Here is a 24,033-nt window from a genome sequence, read left to right on the forward strand (position 1 = left end):
CGACTCACGCCCAAATCGCGTACACGTAGATCGGTTATCGTTCGCGCTGCGCCGTCGAGGCCAGCGGCCCCACGGTCTCCCACGGCACGCCCGCTGTCTCGCCTTCCAACTGCCCACCGACACACCCCACGATACATCCACGATCACGATGAGCACCAACTCCGAGCACGCGACCGCCACTGACACAGACACCGGTACCGACACCAATACCAGCACCGTCACCGGCACTGACACAGACGCAAAAACCGCCACCTGCACCAACACCAGCACCGACACCAACACCACCCCAGACGAACCGACCACCCACTCACTCGCCACCGAACTCGAGTCCCTCCGAAATCGACTCGAGACACTCGAGTCCACCCTCGAACAGAAAACTGCCCGGATCGAGCACCTCGAGCAGGAACTCGACCGCACCCGGGCGGAAAACGAACGCCTCGAGAGCCGCGTGACCGAACTCGAGGAGACGCGAGCCCCCAACGAGGCGATCGAGGCACGACTGGACGCCCACGAAAAGAAACTCGCGGCGAACAAAGCGCGCGTCAGCGAACTCCAGGCGCGCGAACTCGAGAAGGGTGCCCACCTGCTCGAATCCCACGTCGATCCCAGTACAATCGACGTCACCGATGGTCGCCTCGAGCGGATCACCAAGGACGACGGCGCGCAGTACGTCCGCCTGCCTGAGAGCGATGACCCACTCGAGCGCGGTGGCGACGTCGCCGTTGCCCACGGCGATCTGCTCCCGGTGCAGCAACTCGCGAGGATGGACGACGAGATGCGTCGTGCGACGACGTCTGCCCTCCCCGTCCGACTCGCGGCGCACCTCTGGAAGGCTCGCACTGATCCGAGCGTCGGCGATAACCCGTGGAAACAGGGGTGCAAGAACGTCCGCGAGTACGTCACGGCGAGCGACATGAAACACTGGATCCGCAGACAGGAATCGGGGATCAGCGACACATACGCGAAAAAACTCGTCTCGCGAACGATCGACGCACTCCTCGATCTCTCGCGGAATCGGCTGGCGATCAGGCGCACCAGCCAGCGAAAGAACGGACTCGAGTACACCGAGCGTCGCGTTCTGCTGCCGGCGGATGCGGCGATTCCAGGTGAACGGCTGTGACGATTGGGATGCCGCGATGACACGTGGCCGCAACGATCGAGAGAGCCCAATAGCACGTGGCTGTGACGACCGGTACGGCCCGGTGACGCGTGGCTGTGACGATCGGAATTGCCCGGTGACACGCGTCTGTGACGACCGGTACGGCCCGGTGACACGTGGCGTCGATGGCTGAGACTGTCGGCGGCAGGCACACGCTACCCTGAGAAGGGATTCGACTCTCCAGACGGGACAGGAATCCAGCGCGATGCGGCTGTCAGTGCGTCCGGCTACTCGTGAGTCTGTCACTCGATCGGTCGTCGACGGTCCGCACCGAGCGACGGTTCGAGAGCGGCCACTGAAGACGTCAGGTGTCTCCGGGAACTGCTGTGTTGTAACGCGCTCTTGTTGAACTCTGTCGGTACAGCGGAGAGTTACTTCCTTCTAACCGACCCATGGAATTCAGCAGATATACAGTACAGCGACAGCGTGTGTCAGGTATGGCTGCGCAACGAGATCGGGGACAGGGACGGGAACGAGAACGAACCGTATTGCTGTCGAACCCACCGGTAAAGAACGCTCTCGTCATCTTCGGTCTGCTCGCCGGTTCGACGTTCGTCGGGGTCTGGGCTGCGGTCGAGGTAACGAATAGTCTCGGTACAGCAGCGACGTGGCTCTGGCTCGGCATCGGACTGTCTGTGGTCTACCTTCTCAACGATATTGCGAACGGCGTGAAGGACCTCGTCGACTGACGCCAGTGATCGTGTGGCTCCCATCCAGCCGTTTTCGTCCGCTCCCGACCCTACTCAGGACGTTTCTACTGCAACTCCGGCTGCTCGCTGGGGTTCCAGAGGGGTGGTGGAGAGGGAGAGAGAACGGAGCGGTGAGGTGATCGATCAGTACGCACCAGGTCGTGGAAATCCTGGGTGGCGTCCGATCTGCAGACCCCAGAACGACATCGACCGGGCAAGTCTCTGTCGCGGTGGGGTCGGCTGGGGCATCCAGCACCGTCGACTAACCGTTCGGTCAATATAGTTTTGTTGCAATCTGCCGAATCTGTTGCTTGTGTCGCACCGAACCCGCAACCGAGACGCAATGGTGAGCAATACACACTTTGACCTGACCGCTCTCTGGTGGTACTGACGATGACCGCAATCGCTGTCGACGGGCTGACGAAGGAGTTCGGCGACGTCATCGCCGTCAACGAGTTGTCCGTCACGGTCGACTCAGGGGACCTCTTTGGCCTCCCCGGTCCCAACGGCGCGGGAAAGTCGACGCTGATCACAATGCTCTCACCCTCTTGCGCCCGACCGCGGGAACGGCGACAGTCAACGGTCACGATATCCGTGACGAACTCGTCGAGCACTACTCCGGCGGCATGGAACGTCGTCTCGAGATCGACTCGCTCTCGATGCCGCTTTTGTTCCTCGTCTTCCTCGACTTCCTCGACTTCCCCGACTTCCCCGACTTCCTCGACTTCCTCGACTTACCGTCAACGCTACCGCCGTGGCCACGACGGCTCACGCTGTCGCTGCTCTCGAATCGACTTCAACTCGGCCGTCAGATTCCCGTAGTGGTCGATCAGATCCTGCGTCGTGATGATCCCTTTCACCTCGAGGTCGTCGACAACGACGAGTTTCTTGATCCGCTCATCTTGCAGTCGTTTGACGGCCAACCGGGTCGACTGGCCCGGTTCGATCGTCACGAGCGGGTGACTCGCAACACGACCCGTCGGAATCTCGTCTATCGGCCGTCCCGAGTGATACACTGCCGAGACGACGTCTGACTCCGTAACGATCCCGTACGGCGTCTGCTCGCTGGTGACGACGACACTGCCGATCTCCCGCCCGAGCATCTGGCGCGCGACGGACTCGAGTGTCGTCGTTCGCTCGACTGCGACGACATCGGTCGTCATAATATCTCCAACACGTGCGCACATGTGTGTTGGACAGGGCTTCGACTGGTCGGTTCCTAACTGTTGTTGCCGTGAAGGCGGTCGGTGTGTTTGTGGCGTTCGCTGGCAACTGTTCCGTTCCGTGCGAGCAGATCTTGTGCCGAATGTTCCGGTTACACAGCTGTTACCGGACGTATTTGTGGGGATGGAACGAATGAGTGCATACCGGATACCGGATACCGGATACCGGATTGCTGTCTGCGCGATGGGTGCCTGTAGTGGCGTACGCTGGCCGACATTTCTCGTGGTGCCCCGGAGTGTCGATTCCGTCACGTGGCTACAGTTCCGATTCAGTTGCAGTCCCAATCCGTTACCCACTTCCAATCCACTTTCCATGACCTCACATTTGAATTCGAACTCGAACTCGAACACAAACCCGAACTCGTACACACTCCCCAAAACGACCAGCCTCGGCCGCATCGCACTCCAGGGTTCCGATCTGCCGGAACTGGCTTCGTTCTACCAGGCGGTCGTCGGTCTCACAGTCCTCGACCAGACGGCTGACTCCGCGGTTCTCGGCGTCGAGGAGACGCCACTGCTCGTTCTCGAACAGGACGAGTCCGCATCCGAACGCGGGCGGGCGAACGCCGGCCTCTTCCATACCGCCTTCAGGGTCCCCTCACGCGCCGCACTTGGCGATGCAGTAGAACGGATTCGAACGAACTGGCAACTTACAGGCGCATCCGACCACGGCGTTAGTGAAGCGCTCTACCTGACCGACCCGGAGGGTAACGGGATCGAAATCTATCGGGACTTTCCGCGCGAGGAGTGGCCGAGAGCCGCTGATGGTGTGGTTCAGATGACCACCCGCCCGCTCGACCTCGGTCCGCTCGAAGCGGCGGCACCGGGTGCCGATTCGGTCCCCAAGGGAACGGACCTCGGTCACGTCCACCTCGAAGTCACGTCACTGGAGACGTTTGCGGACTCCTACGTCGACACGCTCGGATTCACGCGCCAGACCACGGTTCCGGACGCCACGTTCGTTTCCGCCGGTGGCTATCACCACCATCTCGGCGCAAACACCTGGAACAACCGAACGGAACCTCACTCCCGTTCCGAGCGTGGACTGCGCTGGTTCGAGGTCCTCGTTCCAGACGAGCGGACACTCGAGACGGTTTCCGATCGCGTGTCACAGCGCCAGGGTACGTCTACGTCCACGCCCACGGCTACGGCCACGCTCACAGAACTCGATGATGGCATCGCCGTGACAGACCCCGACGGCATCGAAATCCGATTCCGAGTCGCCTCCTGAACCGGGTTCGTCGCCACACCCTCGAGTCTCACTCGTCTTTCACTACCGAACACACTCTACGCGCGCTCGCTACGTGGATCACTGGTAACGGTCACTGCAATCGTCCTTACTACCTGAATCCCTCGGTTGCCTGCTGCCGGCGCTACCAGTCTGTACTACGGTACTGTTCACTCAGGAGAACCGTTGGACTGCTACTCGAGTTCGACGCGCCCACTCGAGTGGACGGTCACTGTGTAGTCCCGGTATGGAAACGAGACGTGGCCGTGACGCGAGTGTGTGGATAGATCGTCGAACAGGCGATTCAGTGCAGTGGGATCAACGACGTTGTAGAGGGGTGGTTTGACCTCCGTTGGGTCGATCCCATCTGCTTCGGCAACTGTTTCGACGACGCGGTGACTTACCTGTTCGCTTGCGAGAGTTTGGTGTGACATTGTGTGGGTTGTGTTCGGTGGGCGTGTTCGGCGAGTGTGTACGGCGGGCGTGTGCGGGATTGTATTCTGTGTGTACGGTGGTGTGGGGGTGTATTCGGTGGCTGTCTGCTCGGTATCTGGGGTATGTCCGGTAGGTGTACGGGCGTGTGCTCGGCAATCGATCGGCTCCGGCGACCGTACTCGATGCGCTACCAGACTTAGACCCCTAGACCAGCAGTTGGATATCCGACTCGGCCATATGCTGGATGGCGGTCGCCGCACCGACTCCCGTCGTAACGCCGTCGTAGAAGTCGTCTTCGTCGTAGTCCATCAACTCGATGGTCATCTGGCAGGCCTGCAGATCGACGCCGCTCTCGAGTGAGAGGTCGATGAGTTCCTCGATCGTCGCCGTGCCGTTCTCGTCGATCTTCTTTTGCATCATGCGCGTGGCCATCGCGTCCATTCCTGGGAGGGCGGCAAGCGCGTTCGGCATCGGCATGTTTGGATTGCCGACGGCGCTCAGTTTGAGATCCGTCGAGTTCTCCTCGTGGAGGATGTCGAGCCCCCAGAAGGTGTGGAAGACGACGACGTCCCAGCCGAAGGCCGCAGCCGTACTCGCGAGGATCAGCGGCGGGTACGCCATGTCGAAACTCCCCTGGGTGGCGATGATCGTCATCTTCTGGTTTCCATCGTCGTCCAGGTCGGCAACCGACTCCTCGAGTTCGTCGACGCGCTCGCGGAGTGCCTGTAGTTCGGCGGCGTCGAACTCGGGTGCACCCTCGCTGTCGTCGGCCGACGTCGTGTGTGTATCCGTGCTCATGTTAGTCCGTCTTCTCGACGTAGTGGGTGTAGAGATCGTCGTCTTCGACCTGCTCGAGGAGGTCGACCCCATCGGTGCCGTCGGCCCAGCCCTGGAGGTCACTCATGCTGCCCGAGTCGGTCGAGACGACTTCGAGCACCTCGCCCGCACTCAGGTCGTCGATCGCCTGTTTCGTCTTGACGATCGGCATTGGGCAGGACTGTCCTTTCACGTCGAGCGTCTCCGCGATATCGTATTCTGAACTCATAGTTTATGTCTGCTCTGTATTGGAGCTATCATACAATATTGGGGCGACCAATAAAAGAATGTCGATTATTGCACTGTATGCGAACACCCAATGCTCGGCGGACGTTCCTAAAACATCTCCTAGTACGCGTAAACAAACCTATATCGCTGTATATCGCCTACAAACTGTCCAATCTGTATTGTACAAATAGGGAAATACCATACAAACCCTTAAGTGGTCGTAGCCAGTACTGGGTAGTGTACAACATGGACGACATGGACTTTCCAACCCCGGATGTCGAAATCGAATCTGTGGCGCCGGCCGAGCTGAAAGCGCGTATCGACGCGAACGAGGACGTTACGCTCCTCGATGCTCGAATGGAGTCAGATTACGACGAGTGGAAGATTGACGACGAGAACGTCGAGTCGATCAACGTCCCGTACTTCAACTTCCTCGACGAGGAGCTCGACGACGATATTCTCGCACAGATTCCGGACGACCAAGAAGTCACGGTCCTCTGTGCGAAAGGCGGCGCCAGCGAGTTCGTCGCCGGCTCGCTCAAAGAACATGGCTACGACGTGAACCACCTCGAAGATGGGATGAACGGCTGGGCGCGCATCTACGAGGCCGTCGAGGTCGAGGACTACGACGGCGCGGGCTCGCTCCTTCAGTACCAGCGCCCGTCTTCGGGTTGCCTCGGGTACTTCGTCCACGATGGCGACGAGGCAGCCGTCATCGACCCACTGCGTGCGTTCACTGACCGCTATCTCGCGGACGCCGACGAACTCGGCGTCGACCTGAAATACGCGATCGACACGCACATTCACGCGGACCACATCTCGGGTGTTCGAACCCTCGCCGAGGACGGCGTCGAAGGCGTCATCCCTTCGGCCGCAGTCGACCGCGGCGTCACTTACGCCGACGATGTAACGGTGGCCGACGACGGCGACGAGTTCCAGGTCGGTGACGCCACCATCGAGACCGTCTACACGCCCGGCCACACGTCCGGGATGACGTCGTACCTGATCGACGGCGAACTGCTCGCGACCGGCGACGGGCTGTTCATCGAGAGCGTCGCCCGCCCCGACCTGGAAGAGGGTGACGAGGGCGCTGAAGACGCTGCGAAACAGCTCTACGAATCCCTGCAGGAGCGCGTACTCTCGCTCCCAGACGACACCCTGATCGGCGGTGCCCACTTTAGCGACTCGGCCGTGCCCGCCGACGACGACACCTACACCGCACCGATCGGCCAACTCGAGTCGGACATGGCTGCCCTGACGATGGACGAAGCCGACTTCGTCGAGTTGATCCTCTCGGACATGCCGCCGCGTCCGGCCAACTACGAGGACATCATCGCGACGAACCTCGGCCAGCAGGCTGCTGACGACGAGGAAGCGTTCGAACTCGAGCTTGGTCCGAACAACTGCGCCGCCAGCCAGGAGTCGCTGGCTGGTGACTAACTCCCTCATCTACCAGTCGAATGGCAACTGAACTCTTCGCACCCGCGCTGTATGAGTCGCTGTTTCCCGCTGGTATCAGCCGGTACGCCATCGGCGGACTACTCGTCGGGCTTGGTGCCGTCGTTATCTACCTCGGGACCGGGATTCCAGCCGGTGCGAGTACGTTTCTCGAGTCGACGCTGTCGTACGTTTCGGACCAGTCGCGGTTCCAGCAGTACGTCAGTTCCCGTGACTGGCGCGTCGTCTTCACCCTCGGGATCGTTGCCGGCGCGTTCGTCTACGCGCTGACGTTCCAGTCGGGACTGGTTTCGAGCGGGCTCTACGAATCGGGGACGACCGGCCAACTGTACGACCTCGGTGGGATTACGCTCTGGCTGACTGACGTTCAGCCGTGGCGGCTGTTCCTCGGGGGGATCCTCGTCGGGATCGGCACTCGGATCGGCAAGGGCTGTACGTCGGGACACGGCGTCTGTGGCGTCGGCTCGGCATCGAAGACGTCGATCGTCGGCGTGATCACGTTCCTGATCGTCGCGATCGGGACAGCCCAGGTCGTGATGGCACTGGGGGTGACACCATAGTATGAGTCAGCAAAGACACCCCCTGTTCATGCCGCTGATCTTCGTCGGCGGTCTGATCTTCGGCTTCGGTCTCGGCTTTAGCCACATGGCCCGCCCGGAAGTCGTCCTGAACTTCCTGCAGTTCGAGGACTTCGGGCTGCTGTTCGTCATGGGTGGTGCAGCGGTCGTCACCGGCATTGCGTTCGCGCTGGTGCCCCGACTATTCGACCGCGCACCGCTGACGGGCGACACCTACGGCCGACGGCTGAAGTCGTTCGATCGCAACGTCCTGATCGGCGGCGCAATCTTCGGCGTCGGCTGGGGCCTGTCGGGAATCTGTCCCGGTGCAGCCTACGCCAGCCTCGGCGTCGGAAACGTCACGATCCTGTGGGCACTCGCCGGCATGTTCGTCGGCGCGTACCTCCAGGGTGTCTGGCGCAGTCAACGCGCAGCGTCCTCGGCTACGGCGACTGGCGCTGACTAACCCGCTTTTATCCGCTCACTACGGTTCGGACACCATACTCCAACACTACTGATGGAACCCACACCGATACTGCTGTTCGCGCTCGCCGCGCTCTCGAGCCTGTTTCTGGTATCGTATCGCAGCAATGGACTGATTCTGCAGTGGTGGCCCCTGCTCACCGAGACGGACTCGAGTCCGGGCACAGAGTGTGTTCCTTGCCCTCTGTACGCGTCCACTCACGACCAGACGTTCAATTCTCGAACTTTCTAGCGTATACGGACTCTATAGTAACACCTGCAACTAGTCACACACTGATCGCGGAGCAGGCTGGCGAGCAGGTGTGCAGTGACTTGCAGTGGCTACTATAGCAGGTCTTGTCGGAGTCTGACTCGAACTGGCGGGTACTGTTTGAGGGCTGTCTGAGGGCTGTCTGACCTGATCTCGGTATCGTGAGTTGGACTCGAGAATCGGGACTCGAGAATCGACATCATGGACGACGGAATTGCCGCTTGATGGTACTGGCATAAACGCTTATTCTGGGCTAAATATAAGAGCCCGTATGGGCAGCCTCTCCAGTTCCGTCTCGGACGTCGCGGGACGATCTGTGGCGCTGACGGAACGGCTGGAGCTTCGCCGACAGGCGGTGTTCGTCGTCCTCACGTTTTTCGGGATGATCGGCGGACTTCTCGGGAGCTGGTTCGGTGCGCCACCGTGGTTTGTCTGGGGCTGTTACGGAGTTGCCTACGTCTTCGGCGGCTGGTACGGGCTCAAAGAGAGCATTGCGGCACTGCGAGAGCCCGCCGTGGAGATCGATCTGCTCATGATCATCGCCGCGCTCGGTGCGCTCTATATCGGTGCGCCGTTCGAGGGCGCAATGTTGCTCTTCCTGTTCTCGTTGTCAGGTGTACTCGAGGACTATGCGATTGGCCGGTCGCGAACCGCGATCAAGTCACTGGTCGAGATGCGTCCGGAATCGGCACAGGTGCTCCGCGACGGTGAGGAATCGACGACGCCGATCGACGATGTCGCTGTCGGCGACGTGTTCGTCGTTCGTCCCGGTGAACGGCTGCCACTCGACGGTGTCGTCGAGTCGGGCGAGAGCACGGTCGACCAGTCGTCGCTCACTGGTGAGTCGGTTCCCGTGGCGAAAGAACCCGGCGACGAGGTGTTCAGCGGGACGATCAACGAGACGGGCAGTCTCGAAGTGCGCGTGACCCACGAGTCCGAGGAGTCTGCAATCTCTCGCCTTATCACCATGGTCGAGCAGGCACAGGAAAAGCGCGCGCCGACGCAACAACTCATCGACCGCTTCGAGCAGCCCTACGTGCTCGGTGTCTTCGCGATGACGGCGATTGCGATCGTGCTCCCCCTCTCACTCCTGAATCACTCGTTCGAGCCGACGTTCTACCGCGCCATGACGCTCATGGTCGCTGCCTCCCCCTGTGCGGTCATCATCTCGACACCGGCGGCAGTGCTCTCGGCGATCTCCGCCGGCGGCCGGCAGGGTGTCCTGTTCAAAGGCGGCGAACACATCGAAACCGCCGGCGACGTCGACGCGATCGCGTTCGACAAGACGGGGACGCTGACCGAGGGCAACACACGACTGACCGACGTCTACGCTCGTGAGAACGTCGTGTCCACCGACGGTGGCGCGGTCGACAGCAACCTGCTCGCAGACAGCGCACTCGAGAACAACTCCCTGAACGACGACCAGTTGCTCTCGCTTGCGGCGGCCGTCCAGTCCCGGTCGGAACACCATCTCGCCGAGGCGACGGTCGAGGCCGCCGAGGAGCGGTCGCTCGACGTGCCCGACGTGAGCGACTTCGAGGCGGTCGTCGGCAAGGGGGTCAACGCGACCGTCGAGGGCCGGACGATTCACATCGGAAACCCGCGATATGTCGAGACGGTTCTCGCAGATCGACCGATCGACGGCCGCGAGAGTGGGCTCGACGCCGTGCGGGAACTCGAGGACAACGGGAAGACGAGCGTCCTCGTCGTCAGCGAGGCTGACGAGGGCCTGTCCGTCCTTGGGTGGCTCGGTTTCACCGATACGATCCGGTCCGATGCGGCTGAGATGATCGAGCAACTCCGCGAGCGCGGCGTCGAACAGATCGTCATGCTGACTGGCGACAACGAACGGGTCGCCCAGTACATCGCCGACGAACTCGGCATCGACGAGGTGTACGCGGAGTTACTCCCCGAGGAGAAAGTCGAGCACGTGGAGGAACTCCAGGAGCGCCACGAGGCCGTCGCGATGGTCGGCGACGGCGTGAACGACGCCCCCGCGCTCGCGACGGCAGACATCAGCGTCGGCATGGGTGGTGTCGGGACCGACGTGGCACTCGAGACGGCCGACATCGTCCTCATGTCGGACAAACTCGATCGACTCCCCTACGCGTTCGCGCTCAGCAAGGAGACGCGCCGAACGCTGTATATCAACTTCGCTATCGCGTTCGGTGCGATCGGGATCATGGTGATTGCGATCCTCACCGCTGGAATTCCGCTCCCGGTCGCGGTCGTCGGCCACGAGGGGTCGACTGTCCTCGTCAGCCTGATCGGGCTGCGACTGCTGCGGTTCGACGACTGACACGGGTAGTGTGGTGTGATGTGATGTGGTGTGGTGTGATGTGGTGTGGTGTGGTGTGGTGTGGTGTGATGTGATGTGATGTGGTGTGCTGTCCCGGGTTTTGCTGTGCTGTCCGAGTGGGTGGTCCTTCCAGTCTCCAATTTCTGTCACCGGCACACAGCAGTTGACATCCTTCCCGCCCTGCAGGGCGCGGCTTTCTCCTTGACTCTCCGTAAGAGCCAACGACCACACGCGAAATCACGAAAGCGTACACTCTTGTGACTCCCGCCCAAAAGTGTCGTCATGGGATTCCACACGTTCCCCGTCGAGCGCGCTGATAAACTCGAGGACCCGTCACGGTACCGCTTCTGTTCGCGCGAAGAGCTACTCGAGATGCTCGCGCCGGACGCCGACGACGTCGTCGCGGATCTGGGATCTGGAACGGGTTTTTACTCGCGGGATGTCGCGCCGTTCGTCGACACAGTGTACGCGGTCGACCTGCAAGAGGAGATGCACGAGTATCACCGCACGGAAGGACTCGCACCGAACGTCACGCTGGTCACGGCCGGGGTCGACTCGTTGCCATTCGAGGACGACGAACTGGACGGTGCGTTCTCGACGATGACACACCACGAGTACGCGACGGACGAGACGATGGCGGAACTCGCCCGCGTGATCCGCCCAGGCGGCCGGCTCGTCACCGTCGACTGGTCTGGCGCCGGTACCGGCGATGATGGCCCGTCGATGGACGAACGATTCAGTCCTGACGAGGTCGTCGGTCAACTCGAGGACGCCGGGTTTTCGCTCGAGCGCGTTCACGACCGTCCGGAGACGCTGGCGGTCGTCGTGCGTCGCTAACCCCCCTCCAGTCACAGTGATACGAGCGACGAACGAACAGTATCGTTCGATCAGTAGACGACGAGCGCCAGATAGAGCTGGCCGATTCCGGCGACGACCATGACTGCGCCAGCGAGTTTTTTCAGGTGACCCGAGTATGCCGCGAACCGACCCGCACTCGTCAGTAGTCCCACCCCGGTCGCAACCGTTATCGCGAGCATCAGGGGGGCCACACTCCCGACATACGTCACCAGAACGACGGCCGCTGCGTCGGCCGGGAGCGACAGTGCACGGGCGACGACGGCGAGGAAGACGGGGGCGGCACACCCTGCCCCTGCGAGCGCGTAGCCCGCGCCGAAGATACCGAACCCAAGTACGCCGGATCGACGTTTCGGAAGCGGGATCGATAGCGACGGTGCACGATCGGCGAGGACGAGGAGGCCGAATCCAATCAGCAGTGCCCCGACGAGCGACTCGAAGATCGTCAGGCGCGACACTGTCGAGTGTCCGAGCCAGAACGTCACGCCAAGGAGAGCGGTCAGTGTTCCCAGCACACCAACTCCGGCAACGATTCCCCGCATCGTTGACCCGCCGAGTGATGCATTGTTTCCATCGGCCCGACTGACATAGAACCCGACGTAGCCCGGTAACAGCGGGTACGCACAGGGACTGAAGAAGGTCGCGACGCCGGCGGTAAGTGCGAAGGCGACCGACGACAGCAACGACAGTTCGGTCACGCGTCCCGCTCCGTCTCGAGTGCCCGTTCGATCCCTGCCGCGAGTTCATCCGCGGTCTTGACACCCGAATCGGACCACTGGGCGTGACCGTCCGTATCGATTGTGACGGCGGAGGGATACCCGCCGGCGAAATACCGTGCGGTCAGTTCGGCCGCGGGATCGAGGCCGAGCAGCCAGTCACCGTCGTGGTTGTCCCACCACGCGACCAGTTCAGCCTCGGTGATGGATGACCCAACTGCCTCGTTCGTGACCGAGAGAAACAGCACGTCCTCTCCGATTCGGTCGTGGGTGTCGGCTAGCGCGGGCATCTGTTCGATACACGGTGGACACCACGTCCCGAAGAAATCGACGAACGTCACCCGGTCGTCCGCTGGAATGGTGGCCTCGCCGGCCTCACTGCCCGGTGCTGCAACCGTCTCGATCGTGATGGGATCGGCCGGTTCTGCGTCCGATCCCTCCGAGTGCGTCGCCCCGTCGCTGTCGACCGACGGCAGTCCACGAACAGCGACCAATCCGCCGCCACCAACGACACCCAGACTGGCGACGCCTGCGATGACGTCTCGGCGTCGCATCTACGCCGACACCACCGTTTCGAAATCCCCGACCACTTGCGACGGCTCGACGGTTGCTCCGTCCGGATACACCCGCTCGATGCGCCCTCGCTCGTTGACGAGAAAGATGTAGTTGAAGTGCGGGAACATGTACTCCAGGTGTTCGTACTCCTCGGCATCCCGTTCCTCGAGTGGCAGTCCAAACTGCTCGGTAAGACTCTCTTCTGCCTCCTCGTAGCGGTCCGGGCGGAGGAAGTGCCAGTTACCCGCCTCGAGGTCGACGCCCTGTTCGCCCGCATGCGTTCGTAACACGTCCTCGGTATCACGCTCTGGGTCGAACGTCATCGCGAGAAACGCGGCGTCGTCGCAATACCCCTGTTCGGCTGTGACTTCCTGTGCTCGCCGTAACCGAAGGAGGAGCGCGGGACACGCGCCGTCTGGACACGAGGTATAAAAGAACGTCAGCAGGACGGTTCGGTCACCCTCGAACTGGGCGGTCGAGATGGGCTCGTCGGCCAGCGGATCACGAAACTCGACCGTCGGCATCGCCTCACCGTAGCTCGGATGCGATGCCTCACGCAGGTCTATTTCCGGCGGTCCGAGCGTGACGCCCTCGGCGTGCGGTCGTTCGCGCTGTTCGTCGTTCTCCTGCGAGAGTGACTCGAGACAGCCTGCAGTAGTCACAACACTCGAGGCGGCGATCGATCGGAGGCACACACGCCGGTTCATACCTCGGTATTTCGATTTAGGCCGTAAACCCTGTGCGGCGATTCCCTACGGCAGAAAATATGACTCTGAACGGACTGGAAACAATCGATTGACGGCCGGTTCAGTGGTTCCACAGCGACAGGAGGACGAGCACCATCCCACTCGAGACGATGATTCCCTGCACGAGCGCTGCGGACGCGATCGTCGTCCCGAACACCTGGTAGATGAGCCCCTCACAGATCGCACCGACGCCGATAAAGACGAATCCGCCGGAGACGTATAGCATCGGCTTCTGTCCACTCCGGCGGTAGCCGTGATACGCGAGGTACGCGACCACGAGGCTCAAGACGAGCGTGATGAGTTTGGCAACCAGAAACGACGCTTCCATTACTCACCACCCCGGAGATCGCTCCACAGCGACGTGAAGTTGTCTGCGAGCTCGTCGCGCGTTTCGATCGTCAGCGAGAGTTGCCCGTCAGTGATGTCGACGTGGAGTTCCTCGAGTGCCGTCTCGAACTCGCTTCGGTGTGAGCCATCCGAGTCGACGGTGTGACGTTCTTCGATGAGGTCGTGTTCTTGCAGCGTCGAGACTCGGCGGTAGATCGTCGTCAGTGAGGCGTCACACTCCTCACTGAGCGTTTTCGCGGTCTTCGGCCCGTTATCTGCGGCGAGCAGAATCCGCCGTGCGTATTCGTCTGCGAGAATCTGGAAGATGTCTGCCGACTCTGTGGTCCCTCCGTGTGACACGCCATCTATTCCGTCGTTCACCGCGAAATAGGCCACGATTTGCAGGTTCAGCAAATCGCCGGTAGCATCTTGTCGCCACTCGCTCTCAGCAGTGATCGCACTCCTCTTTGTCGGCTAGAGCGCGCTGTTTTACCACTATCTCGGTCAGGCGACGCTCGGGAACTGACCCAGTGAGTTCTCGATTGCGGAGTTGCTCGTCCGTCCTTCCGGAACGCCTATTGGTCCAGTTCGCGTACGTGTCGGGCATGGATTCGGAGACGGCATCACGGCGGTCGTTGTTTGGTCTCGCTGGTGCAGCGAGCCTCTGCTGTCTTGTCTTTGCACCCGGGGCGGTTTCCCTGGCGGGTGGCGGTGCGGCGGCCGGATTGGGTGCTGGTCTCGGACAGATCATCGTTACCGTGCTGACACTCGCGCTCGTTAGCGTCGTCGTCCGCTGGCGAACCGGCTGTTCGAGTTGCGAGCGGTAGCAACTGCACTGCTACGGCATGGGGCTCGACGTCCTCACGCTCGAGGACCTCGTCATCGAGAAAGTACGGCGGTAAACTGGCCGCTCTTCAACGTCAGCGACGGCGACGGCAACGGCAACGGCAACAGCAACAGTGAAAACGAAAACGAAAGCGAACACAAAAGCGATTCACGCTGCTGCGTGAGTCTCGAGCACCTCGACAACCGTTTCGGCACTCTGGAACCCGTCGTCCAGCCGCGCGACTTCGTCACCGTCTTTCAGAACGACGAGCGTCGGAACACGCCGAACACCGAATTCGTCAGCGAGGTCCGGAACATAGCCCGCGTTCACGGTCGCTACCGCGCCCGGCGCACTGCGTGCGACCGCTCCGAGCACTGGCTCCATCGATGCACAGATCCCACATCCCGACGTGACGAACTCGAGTAGTACGAGTTCGTGACGGTCGAGCAGGTCGTCGTAGTCGGCCACGTCGTCCAGTTTGATCGGTGTTTCTGGGGTGTTTCTGTCTTCGTTTTCGTTCTCGTTCCCATTCCCGTTTCCGTTTCTGTTCTCGTTTTCGTCCGTTTCGGCACCCTGCGTTGCTCGTGCGTTGTCGTTCATTATGAGCGGTACACGCCGCACACATTTGAGTATTGCGCAAAATACACAATGGAACTGGTTCAACGCCTGAGCGCACGGTCTCGGATACAGAACGGGCCGACGGCGGGTTTCGATTGGAAGGCCCGAATCAGTCGTGCTGGCCGTTGCTCACGCCTGCGAGACGCACGTTGGACACGTGCGCTGATGGCGAACGTAGACGAGTCCAGCCAGCAGTGCCACCGAGACGGCGCCGAGGAGGGGGCGCAGCGGATCGAAGTACGTCATCAGTGCGGACGAACTGAACAGCGCCAGCAGGACAGCGTTGCAGATCGGACACCCGACCGCCAGGAATCCGCCGATCAGGCCGCCGAACGCAAGCCGATCGGTGTCTGCGGTGTCGCCGTTGCTGTCGTGGTCTTTGACGTGGCTGTGACCGTGGTCGTGGTCGTGGTCATGATCGTGATCGTGATCGTGATCGTGATTGTGATCGTCTTCACGGCTTGCCTCTTCCTCGCGGCTCCTCTCATCGTTGCGTTCACTCGCACCCTCGGTCGCCAGTCGCTGCGTGACGTACACCCCTGCCAGAAGCGCAGTCAGCGTGAGAAACAGATAATCGAAGCCTGTCCGCGGGACCATTCGGACGTAGATGGGATTCGGAATGAGACCGGTGACGAGCCCAAACAGGATGAAGACACCGGCTGCTGACACAACGCCCCAGACGGCTGCACGGCGGTCCGAACGGAGCGTTTGGACGAACCCGTCTAAACCGTATTCGTTCATCGTGTCCCCTCCGTTGGAAGCACACACTGTTCGGGGTGGCCTGCCCGCCCGAGGAAAAACAGCAGCAGTGTAAGACCGCCCAGCTGGAGGAGCGTCCCGTCGAACGGCAACAGCGTCAGTCCGCCAGCGAACCCGAGGAACGCGAGCAGCCCCGCACCACAGCTTGCACACCCGGATGCGAGCAGTCCCGGGAGGACACCGGACAGGTTCGTCACCCCCGCCAGTCCGACGATTTGGAGCTGGGAAACGGCGTTGACGACGGCGACGCCGGTGAGGAGGGCATAGAGGACGACGAGTGCAAGTCCGGCCACGCCGTCGGTCATGTACACCGATTCCGTCAGCGAGACGAGCACGTAATCGAACCAGTGGAGCCCGTCACCGAGCATCTGTATCGTGAACTCGGGCATCGTACTCAGTACGAGGACGGCGTAAGTGACCCCCGTGACGATGACGAATCCGGCCGTCCCACGCCACGTTTCGAACGGATACATCACCGCAGCTGCCAGATTTCGATTGAATTCGGTGATGGTGTTGGCGATACCGTCAGCACTGGTCACGCCCCCGTCACCCCGTCGCTGCGCGTCGCGGACGCACTGACAGTCGGCCAGCAACTGTTCTCGGTTGGACTCGAGTACATGGACACGCACACGAACACGCACACGAACATGCACACGAACGCAAAGACGAACATGAACACAAACAACTGCATCGATGTAAGTCACCATCAAAATCCCGTCTCCGTTTTGCTGACTCAGCAAAACGACGGATCGATTACGGGGTGGGGCTGAAAACGTCTGGCTGAGTCCACTCGATGCCCCTCAACACGCCGTCTCGCCGTGCCGTTCTTGCCGGGTCCGTTCTCGCCCTCGGCGGTGGAAGTACCTACTATCTTTTCCAGTCGAGAACTGATGCCACCCACGATCTCTCACCGACACTTCACGCAAGTGAGGACACGTCGGCGCTCGGTGTCGATCTTGCGGGAAAGCCGACCATGGGATCACCTGCTGCACCGCTCGAAATCTACTACTGGACGGACTTCCAGTGCCCGTATTGCGAACAGTTCGAACGGGAGACGCTTCCTGACCTCGTCGCCGACTATACCGACTCCGGCGACGTTCGCATCGTCTTCATTATGCTCCCGCTTTTCGGCTCCGATTCGATGACCGCCGCGGTCGCCTCCCGGTGCGTCTGGGAACAGATTCGCGAGTCCGACCCGGACAGCTACTGGGACTGGCACGCCGCGGTCTTCGACGCGCAGGACGAACGCAATTCGGGCTGGGCCGGGACTGACAATCTGCTCGAAATTACCGAGTCCGTTCCTGCTGTCGATGCTGACGCGCTTGCGACGTGTCTCGAACAGGATCGATCGCGGATCGAAGACGCGGTCGAGGCTGATGCAGCGCAGGCACAGTCGTTCGGCATCCACAGCACGCCAACGTTCGTCGTTTTCGATCCGGAAACCGAGGCTGCCGGCACACTCGTCGGCGCGCAACCGAACGAGCGGTTCGACGATGCGATCGAACAGATCCGAACTGCCTGAAATCCGAACCGTCTGAAATCCAAACTGCCCGATTCCAACACCGCACAACACAACGGCTGTTGTTCGTCCACGACGAAGCGCGACCCGACACTATCGACGCGTCCCACTCGAGTAGCACGAGTCACAGCGGCTGGTCTCGTCGAAATTGTCGATGAGTGACGACGGCGACGACGAGCGCTGGTCAAACGAATGCTGTGCGATCAGGACGGGGGTACGAGCATCACGTTGCCGTTCGCCTGCGCGACCAACTCTTCGGAGACGCTGCCGAGAAGCAGCCTGCGCAGTCGACTGTGACCCCGCGACCCGACGAGAATCGTCGTCGGATCGACGGCCTCCTCTACGGCGAGGATCTCGTCGGCTGGGTCGCCCTGTCGAACCTCGATTTGGGTTTCGATACCCCACTTCTCGAGTTGGTCAGCCAGTTCTGCCAGCTGCGTTTCGGGATCGTTGTCCGCCGACAGTCCCGGATCCTTGGGCGTCTCGACGTGGACGAGAGTGGTCTCCTGAGTCGCGTGACGCAGGTACGAGAACGCCTCGAACGCGCGCTCGGCGTTCTCGGAGAAGTCCGTCGCATACAGCATCCGCTGGAAGAGGTGCTGTCTGACGACGGACGGGTCGTCGGCCTCGCGTTCGATTCGGTTGACGAGTAGGGGTGTCTCGGTCGTTCGTGAGAGGTTGCGTGCCGTCGAGCCGATGACACGGTTCTCGAGTGGACTCTTCCCGCGCGAGCCGACGACCGTGAGACTTGCACCGATCGTTTCGCCGATGCCCCGAATTCGACGGTGGGGCGTTCCACGGACGACGTGCGTCTCGACGTCGAAGCCGGCGCGTTCGATGACGCGTTCGTAATTTTTGATCGCCTTTCGGCGTCGCTTTTCGAAGTCGATACCGGGCATGCCCGCGTGGACGTTCGACGGGATTACCGTCACCAGATGCATTTCCTCGATACCGATTCGGCCGAGACACTCGAGACAGGTCTCGTTCTCGATGGTTGCCTCACTGGCGGCTGAGAGGTCTGTGGCGAGTACCGCTTTCATTACTACCCGTACGTTCCGATAGCATAATATTGTTTGGGTTGCCCAATATCGGTGGCGTTCGGCCGAACGTAGCGCATTCGCATCGAAATCTTCTGTGTCACCCCGTGTGTCTCCCAGAACGGTAGTACTGCCACGAGCACTTGCACCTGGGGTCGGCTCCACCGATCTGTCACCGAAACCATATTGTTTCCCTGTGAAGTTCTGATGCGGCGCGGCCGACGCGCTTCTGCAGTGCGACAGCGGCTGAAATCGCGACTGTATATCCCCATAACGTATACAGATATTCTCGTTGGATAGCCGTTACATACTCGGCAGTAATATTGTGCTCTGTTCCCAAAAGCATTATACGCAACCTCGGACTAGAGGGTAATGAGTAGAAATCCATGAGCCGCACACTACCAACCCCGGACGGAGGTCGAGACGTATGATCGAGTCTGTCCCCTTCCCCGCACCGGTACAGGCGACGCTCCTCGTGGGCGTCATCCTCGTCCAGGCCGTTGCCCTCTACGTCGGCTACGGCGTCCTCGAGCGAGTTGCAATGCCACTGATCGAAACAATCACGGACGCCTAATCGATGGAGATACTGGGACTTAGCCTGACCTTGCTGGTGCTGTTCGTGAGCTTCGGCTTTATGGTCGGCGTCCTGTTTGGCTTCTTCGGGATGGGCGGTTCCTTCCTGATCACGCCAACGCTGTTGATCCTCGACTATCCCGCCTCGGTTGCTATCGGCAGCGGCCTGGCGTTTTACTTCGGGACCTCAGTGATCGCCGTCCTCAAACACTACGACGTCGGGCAGGTCGACTACAAACTCGGTGCGATCCTGTTCGTCGTCCTCTCGATCGGGATCGAACTCGGTAGCCGACTCGTATTCGGCCTCGAAGCGTTGGGTATCGCGAATCTCGTCACGGGCGTCGCGTACGTCGTCCTGCTGGCGGGAATCGGCGCGCTGTTCCTTCGCCGGGCCGCTAATCTCGACGATGAGGACGATGCAGCGGAGGACAGCGACGAAGACAGCGTTAGTGACGAGGAGATTCCGGCCATCGGCCAGAAGATTCAGTCGTACACCATCCCCCCAATGATCAACCTCACCTCCGGCGGTCGAGCCTCGGTGTGGACGATCACCGGTGCCGGCGGGAGCGTCGGTCTCGTCTCGGGGTTAATCGGCGTCGGTGGCGGCTTCATCCGCATGCCTGCGATCTACTACCTGATTGGCACACCACTGACTGCAGCCGTCGGGACTAGCCTGTTCGCCGGGCTGTTCTCGGGTGCGTTCGGGACGTTCACCTACGGTATGTCGGGCAGCGTCGATCTGACGGTCGTCTCGCTGTTGCTTGTCGGTAGTGCCCTTGGCGCACGGATCGGATCGGCCGCGACGACGATGGTCGAAGAGGACGACGTCATCATATACTTCGGTATCATGATGGTTCTCGCCAGCGGTGGGATCGCGCTTTCGGAGCTTGCGAACTGGCTCGGAACGGGCGCACTCGACCTGGTGAGCGTTCTCCTGCTCGTCGGCTCGTCGTTTTTCGTCGCACTGATGATCCTCTACAAGGTCGTTCAGGCGTTCGAGACGAACGAATCGAACACGCACGCCACCCCAAACGGTGATGATTGATGGCGTTGACGAATCACCTGTGTGGAGCCAGAGTGGACGGGTCCGTGTTCACCTCGCTCACCGCTGATCAGTTGTGACTCTCATCGCAATCGTCGCGCTCATTCTGGCGCTCGGGGTCGCCTCCCGCGTTCTTGCCGACCGGCTGCGGATCCCGAGTGTCCTCTTTCTGATCTTCGCGGGGATTGTGATCGGTCCAGAGGTTCTTGGCATCGTCTCCGAGGACACCTTCGGTGGTGGCCTCTCGGCGATAGTCGGCGTCAGCGTTGCGATCATTCTCTTCGAAGGCGGGTATCACCTCCATCTCGAGAAGCTCCGGGAAAGTCCGACGGCACTGCTTCGCCTCACCACCGTCGGCGCGGTGATCACCTGGCTTGGAACCGCCGCCGCTGTCGTCGTCTTCCTCGAGACGAGCCTCGAGGTCGGACTGCTGGTTGGCGCACTGCTGATCGCGACCGGCCCGACGGTAATCGGCCCAATCCTTCAGGTCGTCACCGTCCGCGATCACGTCGCCAGCGTCCTCGAAGGAGAAGGTGTAATCAACGATATCACCGCGGCGATTCTGGTCGTCGTCGTCTTCGAGGTCCTCATCGCAGGCAACGGAACACCGGCCGCACTCGTCGGTGACTTCGCGATGCGACTGGTCATCGGGCTCTCGTTCGGGGCGCTCGTTGCAGCTGTCGTCTGGTTCCTCCTCGACCGTGGGGGGTCCCGGCCGTGTGCAGCGCCGCTCCACGCCCGACTGATCGTTCTCGCCGGCATCATCGTCGCCTACGCCGGCGCCGAAACGCTTGCCAGCGAGACGGGCATCGCTGCTGCCGCGATGGCAGGGTTCGCGCTCGGTAACGTGGACCTGCCCTACCACGAGGACGTGATCGACTTTCTAGACGACCTCTCGGTCGTCGTCCTCTCGTTTATCTTCATTGCACTGGCGGCGTTGATCGACTTCGCGGATATCCGCGCCCTTGGACTGGCCGGTCTCGCCATCGTCGTCGCGATCACGCTGGTGCTCCGGCCGGCCGTCATCTATCTCTCGACGACCAACGCGCGGTTCACCCACAACGAACGGCTCTTCCTCAGTGCCGTCGGTCCGCGCGGGATTATCCCGGCGAGCGTTGCGACGCTGTTTGCCGTCGAGTTGCAGGCACTCGGCCGACCGCAGGAAGCCCAGTTGCTCGCAGGGACCGTCTTTCTCATCATCTTCGCGACGGTCGTCCTTCAGGCCGGCCTCGCACGGCAGATCGCGAACTACCTCGACGTATCACCAATGCGCACAATACTCGTCGGCGGAGGCCGAGTCGGCCTCTCGCTCGCGGAACGACTCGAACAGGACGGAGAAAACGTACTGCTGATCGACAACGACCCTGCTGCGGTCGAGACAGCTCGAAAGCGTGGCATTCGCGCGATGGAGGGTAACGGCACTGACGCTGCTATCCTCGAGCAAGCGGGCGCAGACGATGCGAAATCTGTCATCGCGACCACGCCCGACGACGATGTCAACCTGCTCGTCTGCCAGCTTGCGAAGACAACCTTCGACGTCGAAACGGTTGCCTCACGGGTCAACCAGCCGGATAACGTCGATGCCTTCGAATCACTCGGGGTCCACGCGATCGATCTCTCGATGGCGACCGCGTGGTCACTCGAGAACGTCCTCGAACGTCCATCGCTGTCGGCGTGGATGAACGAACTCGGTCGAACGGGTGACGTTCAGGAGATCGAGGTGACGGCGACGGAACTGGTCGGCAAAACGATCGCCACGCTCAATGCAGAGATCCCCGAGGGAGTCATCGTCGGGTTGCTTACGCACCAGGACGGCACAACCGAAGTGCCGACGGGTGATCACGAACTGCGGGATGGCGATCGCGTGACGTTTATCGGTCAGACGGACGCCGTCGAACGAGCAATCAAGCGGTTCCATCCTCACGATTGAGTCCTCCTGGTGAGTAAACAGGAGTTGTGTATTCGCCCCTTTCTCAATATTGTGTACTGCTCACAAGATTATTACTACTGCAGCACCTTCGTCTGGCAATGAGGCTACCGAAAACGGAGCTGGTTCGATGCTAACACCGGCAGAACTTCGTGCTGACATCCCTGCACTCCAGGAAACGACGTATTTGAATTACGGTGCGCACGGTCCGAGCCCGAAGTACGTGGTCGACGCTGGCACGGATTTTCTTCGCGACCACGAGTACGACGCGCCTGCTGTGGCTGATCCCTACGAGACCGCATTCGACGAGTTCGAGCAAACGCGGGATGCTGTCGCCTCGTTTATCGATGCGAAACCGGACGAGATTGCGCTCACTGAAAGTACGACGGCCGGAATCAACGCCATCGCCGGTGCGATCGACTGGCAACCCGGCGACGTTGTCGTGCGTACTGATCTCGAGCATCCGGCCGGTATTCTTCCCTGGCAGCGTCTCGAGAACGAGGGTGTCGACGTCCGCACCATCGAGACGAGCGAGGGATACATCGATCGGGATGCCTTCACTGATGCAGTTGCTGATGCCAGACTCGTCACCTTCAGCGCTATCACCTGGACGCACGGGACGCGATTCCCGGTCTCGGAGCTCGTCGAAATCGCCCACGATGCTGGCACACTGACGCTCGTTGATGCCGTTCAGGTACCGGGTCAGACGCCGATGAGCGTCGCTGACTGGGGTGCAGACATTGTCGCTGCTGCCGGCCACAAGTGGCTGCTCGGTCTCTGGGGGAGTGGATTCCTGTACGTCGACCACGATGTCGCCAGTGACCTCAAACCCCGAACGGTCGGCTACCGCAGCGTCGAAACCCCGACCGCAGCGTCACCGGTGTTTGCAGCGGGCGCACGCCGATTCGAAGTGGGCTCTGCGAACCCTGCGCCACATGTCGCACTCCGGGAAGCGCTTCACACGTGCTCCGAAATCGGGCTCGGGCGAATCGAACAGCGGATACAGGAACTCGCGGCCCGACTCGCGTCGGGAATCCCCGATGATCGATTACTCAGCCCACGCGAGCCCGAGTCCGGGCTTGTAACGATCAACGTCGACACACCGGCTGAGACGATCGATCGACTCCGAAATGGTGGGTTCGTGCTTCGTGAGCTTCCGTCACCGAACGCCATTCGTGCCTCTGTACACGCAGTAAATACACCCACCGAAGTTGATGCACTGCTGGACGCGTTGCAAGACGAGTGGTAGGAATCAGTTCGAGACACGCTCCTGCACTGTTGTAGATTGCGTATTCCACACGAGCGATACGGATCGTTCCCTGATAGTCTCCAGTTTCTGTTTCTCGTGGATTCTGATCCCAACTGGTTGGAACGAGGGGTGTGCTATTCAGTTGTTGCGCTCGTACTAGTACAGAAGGGAACATGCTCGACTACTACGACAAAATACTCGTGGGAATCGCGGGGAGTCTTCTGGGGGGAGTGCTCCTCAGTCTCGCCACCGCGATCGATAGTAATACGGGTGTGCTTCTCGGCGCACTCCTGGCGACACCGTTCATCTACGACGCCATGTTCCGAAATCCGCCGCTGCCGGCGACGGATCCGAAAGTCGCGGCTGCAGCAATCGTCTGGCATGGCATTCTGTTCGTGCTAGCCGTCACTGCGTATATGTCGTGAGCACAGAGCCTCTTCTCTGAATTAGTGACCGTCA

At 61.0% G+C, this 24,033-nt stretch carries 28 protein-coding genes and 1 pseudogene; 16 read left to right on the plus strand and 13 right to left on the minus strand.

What is annotated here, in order from left to right:
• The first annotated feature begins 148 nt into the window (after positions 1-148).
• The 3 genes and pseudogenes from NMAG_RS17805 to NMAG_RS22785 form a co-directional block, all read left to right on the plus strand.
• A complete protein-coding gene (locus NMAG_RS17805; protein WP_004266972.1) occupies positions 149-1,120 on the plus strand; it encodes a hypothetical protein in 972 nt (323 codons plus the stop codon).
• A gap of 476 nt (positions 1,121-1,596) precedes the next feature.
• Positions 1,597-1,848, plus strand: coding sequence for a hypothetical protein (locus NMAG_RS17815; protein WP_004266973.1), 252 nt, complete (start codon positions 1,597-1,599; stop codon positions 1,846-1,848).
• A gap of 393 nt (positions 1,849-2,241) precedes the next feature.
• Positions 2,242-2,450, plus strand: a pseudogene (locus NMAG_RS22785) (ATP-binding cassette domain-containing protein); the annotation flags it as partial.
• A gap of 144 nt (positions 2,451-2,594) precedes the next feature.
• On the opposite strand, the gene NMAG_RS17820 reads toward NMAG_RS22785, so the two are convergent.
• A complete protein-coding gene (locus tag NMAG_RS17820; protein WP_004266974.1) occupies positions 2,595-3,011 on the minus strand; it encodes a CBS domain-containing protein in 417 nt (138 codons plus the stop codon).
• Positions 3,012-3,384: 373 nt separating this feature from the next.
• Here NMAG_RS17820 and NMAG_RS17825 point away from each other — a divergent pair, with 373 nt between their 5' ends.
• Positions 3,385-4,302, plus strand: a complete 918-nt coding sequence (locus NMAG_RS17825) for a VOC family protein (protein WP_004266975.1) — start codon at positions 3,385-3,387, stop codon at positions 4,300-4,302.
• A 191-nt stretch (positions 4,303-4,493) separates the two neighbouring features.
• On the opposite strand, the gene NMAG_RS17830 is transcribed toward NMAG_RS17825, so the two are convergent.
• From NMAG_RS17830 to NMAG_RS17840, 3 genes are all read right to left on the minus strand, one after another.
• Positions 4,494-4,733, minus strand: a complete 240-nt coding sequence (locus NMAG_RS17830) for a HalOD1 output domain-containing protein (RefSeq protein ID WP_004266976.1) — start codon at positions 4,731-4,733, stop codon at positions 4,494-4,496.
• Between the two features lie 205 nt (positions 4,734-4,938).
• Positions 4,939-5,532, minus strand: a complete 594-nt coding sequence (locus NMAG_RS17835; RefSeq protein WP_012996884.1) for a DsrE/DsrF/DrsH-like family protein — start codon at positions 5,530-5,532, stop codon at positions 4,939-4,941.
• A gap of 1 nt (position 5,533) precedes the next feature.
• Positions 5,534-5,779, minus strand: a complete 246-nt coding sequence (locus NMAG_RS17840; RefSeq protein ID WP_004266978.1) for a sulfurtransferase TusA family protein — start codon at positions 5,777-5,779, stop codon at positions 5,534-5,536.
• Positions 5,780-6,024: 245 nt separating this feature from the next.
• Between NMAG_RS17840 and NMAG_RS17845 the strand changes: the two genes are divergently transcribed.
• From NMAG_RS17845 to NMAG_RS17865, 5 genes are all read left to right on the plus strand, one after another.
• Positions 6,025-7,218, plus strand: a complete 1,194-nt coding sequence (locus NMAG_RS17845; RefSeq protein WP_004266979.1) for an MBL fold metallo-hydrolase — start codon at positions 6,025-6,027, stop codon at positions 7,216-7,218.
• A gap of 20 nt (positions 7,219-7,238) precedes the next feature.
• On the plus strand, positions 7,239-7,796 hold the full coding sequence (locus tag NMAG_RS17850; RefSeq protein WP_004266980.1) for a YeeE/YedE family protein: 558 nt from the start codon (positions 7,239-7,241) through the stop codon (positions 7,794-7,796).
• A gap of 1 nt (position 7,797) precedes the next feature.
• Positions 7,798-8,259 (plus strand): YeeE/YedE family protein, encoded by a 462-nt coding sequence (locus tag NMAG_RS17855; protein WP_012996885.1) that lies wholly within the window; start codon positions 7,798-7,800, stop codon positions 8,257-8,259.
• 538 nt (positions 8,260-8,797) lie between these two features.
• The gene (locus tag NMAG_RS17860) at positions 8,798-10,825 is read left to right on the plus strand and encodes a heavy metal translocating P-type ATPase (protein WP_004266982.1); all 2,028 of its coding nucleotides are present in this window, start codon (positions 8,798-8,800) and stop codon (positions 10,823-10,825) included.
• 282 nt (positions 10,826-11,107) lie between these two features.
• The gene (locus NMAG_RS17865; protein ID WP_004266983.1) at positions 11,108-11,662 is read left to right on the plus strand and encodes a class I SAM-dependent methyltransferase; all 555 of its coding nucleotides are present in this window, start codon (positions 11,108-11,110) and stop codon (positions 11,660-11,662) included.
• 50 nt (positions 11,663-11,712) lie between these two features.
• Here the strand turns inward: NMAG_RS17865 and NMAG_RS17870 are convergent, their stop codons facing one another.
• The 5 genes from NMAG_RS17870 to NMAG_RS17890 all read right to left on the minus strand — a co-directional run bounded on the left by NMAG_RS17870 (position 11,713) and on the right by NMAG_RS17890 (position 14,384).
• Complete coding sequence (locus NMAG_RS17870; protein ID WP_004266984.1) at positions 11,713-12,378, minus strand: cytochrome c biogenesis protein CcdA; 666 nt, start codon at positions 12,376-12,378, stop codon at positions 11,713-11,715.
• Positions 12,375-12,950 carry a TlpA family protein disulfide reductase gene (locus tag NMAG_RS17875; RefSeq protein ID WP_004266985.1) on the minus strand — a complete coding sequence of 192 codons (576 nt, stop codon included), beginning with the start codon at positions 12,948-12,950 and terminating at the stop codon, positions 12,375-12,377. Before NMAG_RS17875 ends, NMAG_RS17870 begins: the two co-directional genes overlap by 4 nt.
• Positions 12,951-13,658: an SCO family protein gene (locus NMAG_RS17880; protein ID WP_004266986.1), complete on the minus strand. Its 708-nt coding sequence runs from the start codon at positions 13,656-13,658 to the stop codon at positions 12,951-12,953. It abuts the gene before it with no gap.
• A gap of 100 nt (positions 13,659-13,758) precedes the next feature.
• Positions 13,759-14,025, minus strand: a complete 267-nt coding sequence (locus tag NMAG_RS17885) for a DUF7521 family protein (protein ID WP_004266987.1) — start codon at positions 14,023-14,025, stop codon at positions 13,759-13,761.
• Positions 14,025-14,384, minus strand: a complete 360-nt coding sequence (locus NMAG_RS17890; RefSeq protein ID WP_049916044.1) for an ArsR/SmtB family transcription factor — start codon at positions 14,382-14,384, stop codon at positions 14,025-14,027. Before NMAG_RS17890 ends, NMAG_RS17885 begins: the two co-directional genes overlap by 1 nt.
• A 245-nt stretch (positions 14,385-14,629) precedes the next feature.
• On the opposite strand from NMAG_RS17890, the gene NMAG_RS17895 reads away from it, so the two are divergent.
• A complete protein-coding gene (locus NMAG_RS17895) occupies positions 14,630-14,851 on the plus strand; it encodes a hypothetical protein (protein WP_012996888.1) in 222 nt (73 codons plus the stop codon).
• Positions 14,852-15,018: 167 nt separating this feature from the next.
• Here NMAG_RS17895 and NMAG_RS17900 read toward each other — a convergent pair whose 3' ends face one another.
• The 3 genes from NMAG_RS17900 to NMAG_RS17910 all read right to left on the minus strand — a co-directional run bounded on the left by NMAG_RS17900 (position 15,019) and on the right by NMAG_RS17910 (position 16,700).
• A complete protein-coding gene (locus NMAG_RS17900) occupies positions 15,019-15,450 on the minus strand; it encodes a thioredoxin family protein (protein WP_004266990.1) in 432 nt (143 codons plus the stop codon).
• Positions 15,451-15,597: 147 nt separating this feature from the next.
• On the minus strand, positions 15,598-16,209 hold the full coding sequence (locus NMAG_RS17905; RefSeq protein WP_004266991.1) for a hypothetical protein: 612 nt from the start codon (positions 16,207-16,209) through the stop codon (positions 15,598-15,600).
• Positions 16,206-16,700, minus strand: a complete 495-nt coding sequence (locus NMAG_RS17910) for a hypothetical protein (protein WP_148221945.1) — start codon at positions 16,698-16,700, stop codon at positions 16,206-16,208. The genes NMAG_RS17905 and NMAG_RS17910 overlap by 4 nt, the downstream gene beginning before the upstream one ends.
• 320 nt (positions 16,701-17,020) lie before the next feature.
• Here NMAG_RS17910 and NMAG_RS17915 point away from each other — a divergent pair, with 320 nt between their 5' ends.
• Positions 17,021-17,749: a DsbA family protein gene (locus NMAG_RS17915; protein ID WP_004266993.1), complete on the plus strand. Its 729-nt coding sequence runs from the start codon at positions 17,021-17,023 to the stop codon at positions 17,747-17,749.
• Between the two features lie 200 nt (positions 17,750-17,949).
• Here NMAG_RS17915 and NMAG_RS17920 read toward each other — a convergent pair whose 3' ends face one another.
• The gene (locus NMAG_RS17920; protein WP_004266994.1) at positions 17,950-18,786 is read right to left on the minus strand and encodes a universal stress protein; all 837 of its coding nucleotides are present in this window, start codon (positions 18,784-18,786) and stop codon (positions 17,950-17,952) included.
• Between the two features lie 424 nt (positions 18,787-19,210).
• Here NMAG_RS17920 and NMAG_RS22245 point away from each other — a divergent pair, with 424 nt between their 5' ends.
• The 5 genes from NMAG_RS22245 to NMAG_RS17940 all read left to right on the plus strand — a co-directional run bounded on the left by NMAG_RS22245 (position 19,211) and on the right by NMAG_RS17940 (position 23,999).
• The gene (locus tag NMAG_RS22245; protein ID WP_004266995.1) at positions 19,211-19,357 is read left to right on the plus strand and encodes a DUF7512 family protein; all 147 of its coding nucleotides are present in this window, start codon (positions 19,211-19,213) and stop codon (positions 19,355-19,357) included.
• A 3-nt stretch (positions 19,358-19,360) separates the two neighbouring features.
• Positions 19,361-20,401: a sulfite exporter TauE/SafE family protein gene (locus tag NMAG_RS17925; protein WP_004266996.1), complete on the plus strand. Its 1,041-nt coding sequence runs from the start codon at positions 19,361-19,363 to the stop codon at positions 20,399-20,401.
• A gap of 73 nt (positions 20,402-20,474) precedes the next feature.
• Entirely contained in the window at positions 20,475-22,328 is a 1,854-nt protein-coding gene (locus tag NMAG_RS17930; RefSeq protein WP_004266997.1) for a cation:proton antiporter domain-containing protein, read from the plus strand.
• 127 nt (positions 22,329-22,455) lie between these two features.
• A complete protein-coding gene (locus NMAG_RS17935; RefSeq protein WP_004266998.1) occupies positions 22,456-23,574 on the plus strand; it encodes an aminotransferase class V-fold PLP-dependent enzyme in 1,119 nt (372 codons plus the stop codon).
• A 173-nt stretch (positions 23,575-23,747) separates the two neighbouring features.
• Complete coding sequence (locus tag NMAG_RS17940; RefSeq protein WP_004266999.1) at positions 23,748-23,999, plus strand: hypothetical protein; 252 nt, start codon at positions 23,748-23,750, stop codon at positions 23,997-23,999.
• The last annotated feature ends 34 nt before the right edge of the window (positions 24,000-24,033 follow it).

It is taken from the genome of Natrialba magadii ATCC 43099 (assembly GCF_000025625.1).
In the GTDB taxonomy this organism is placed as follows: domain Archaea; phylum Halobacteriota; class Halobacteria; order Halobacteriales; family Natrialbaceae; genus Natrialba; species Natrialba magadii.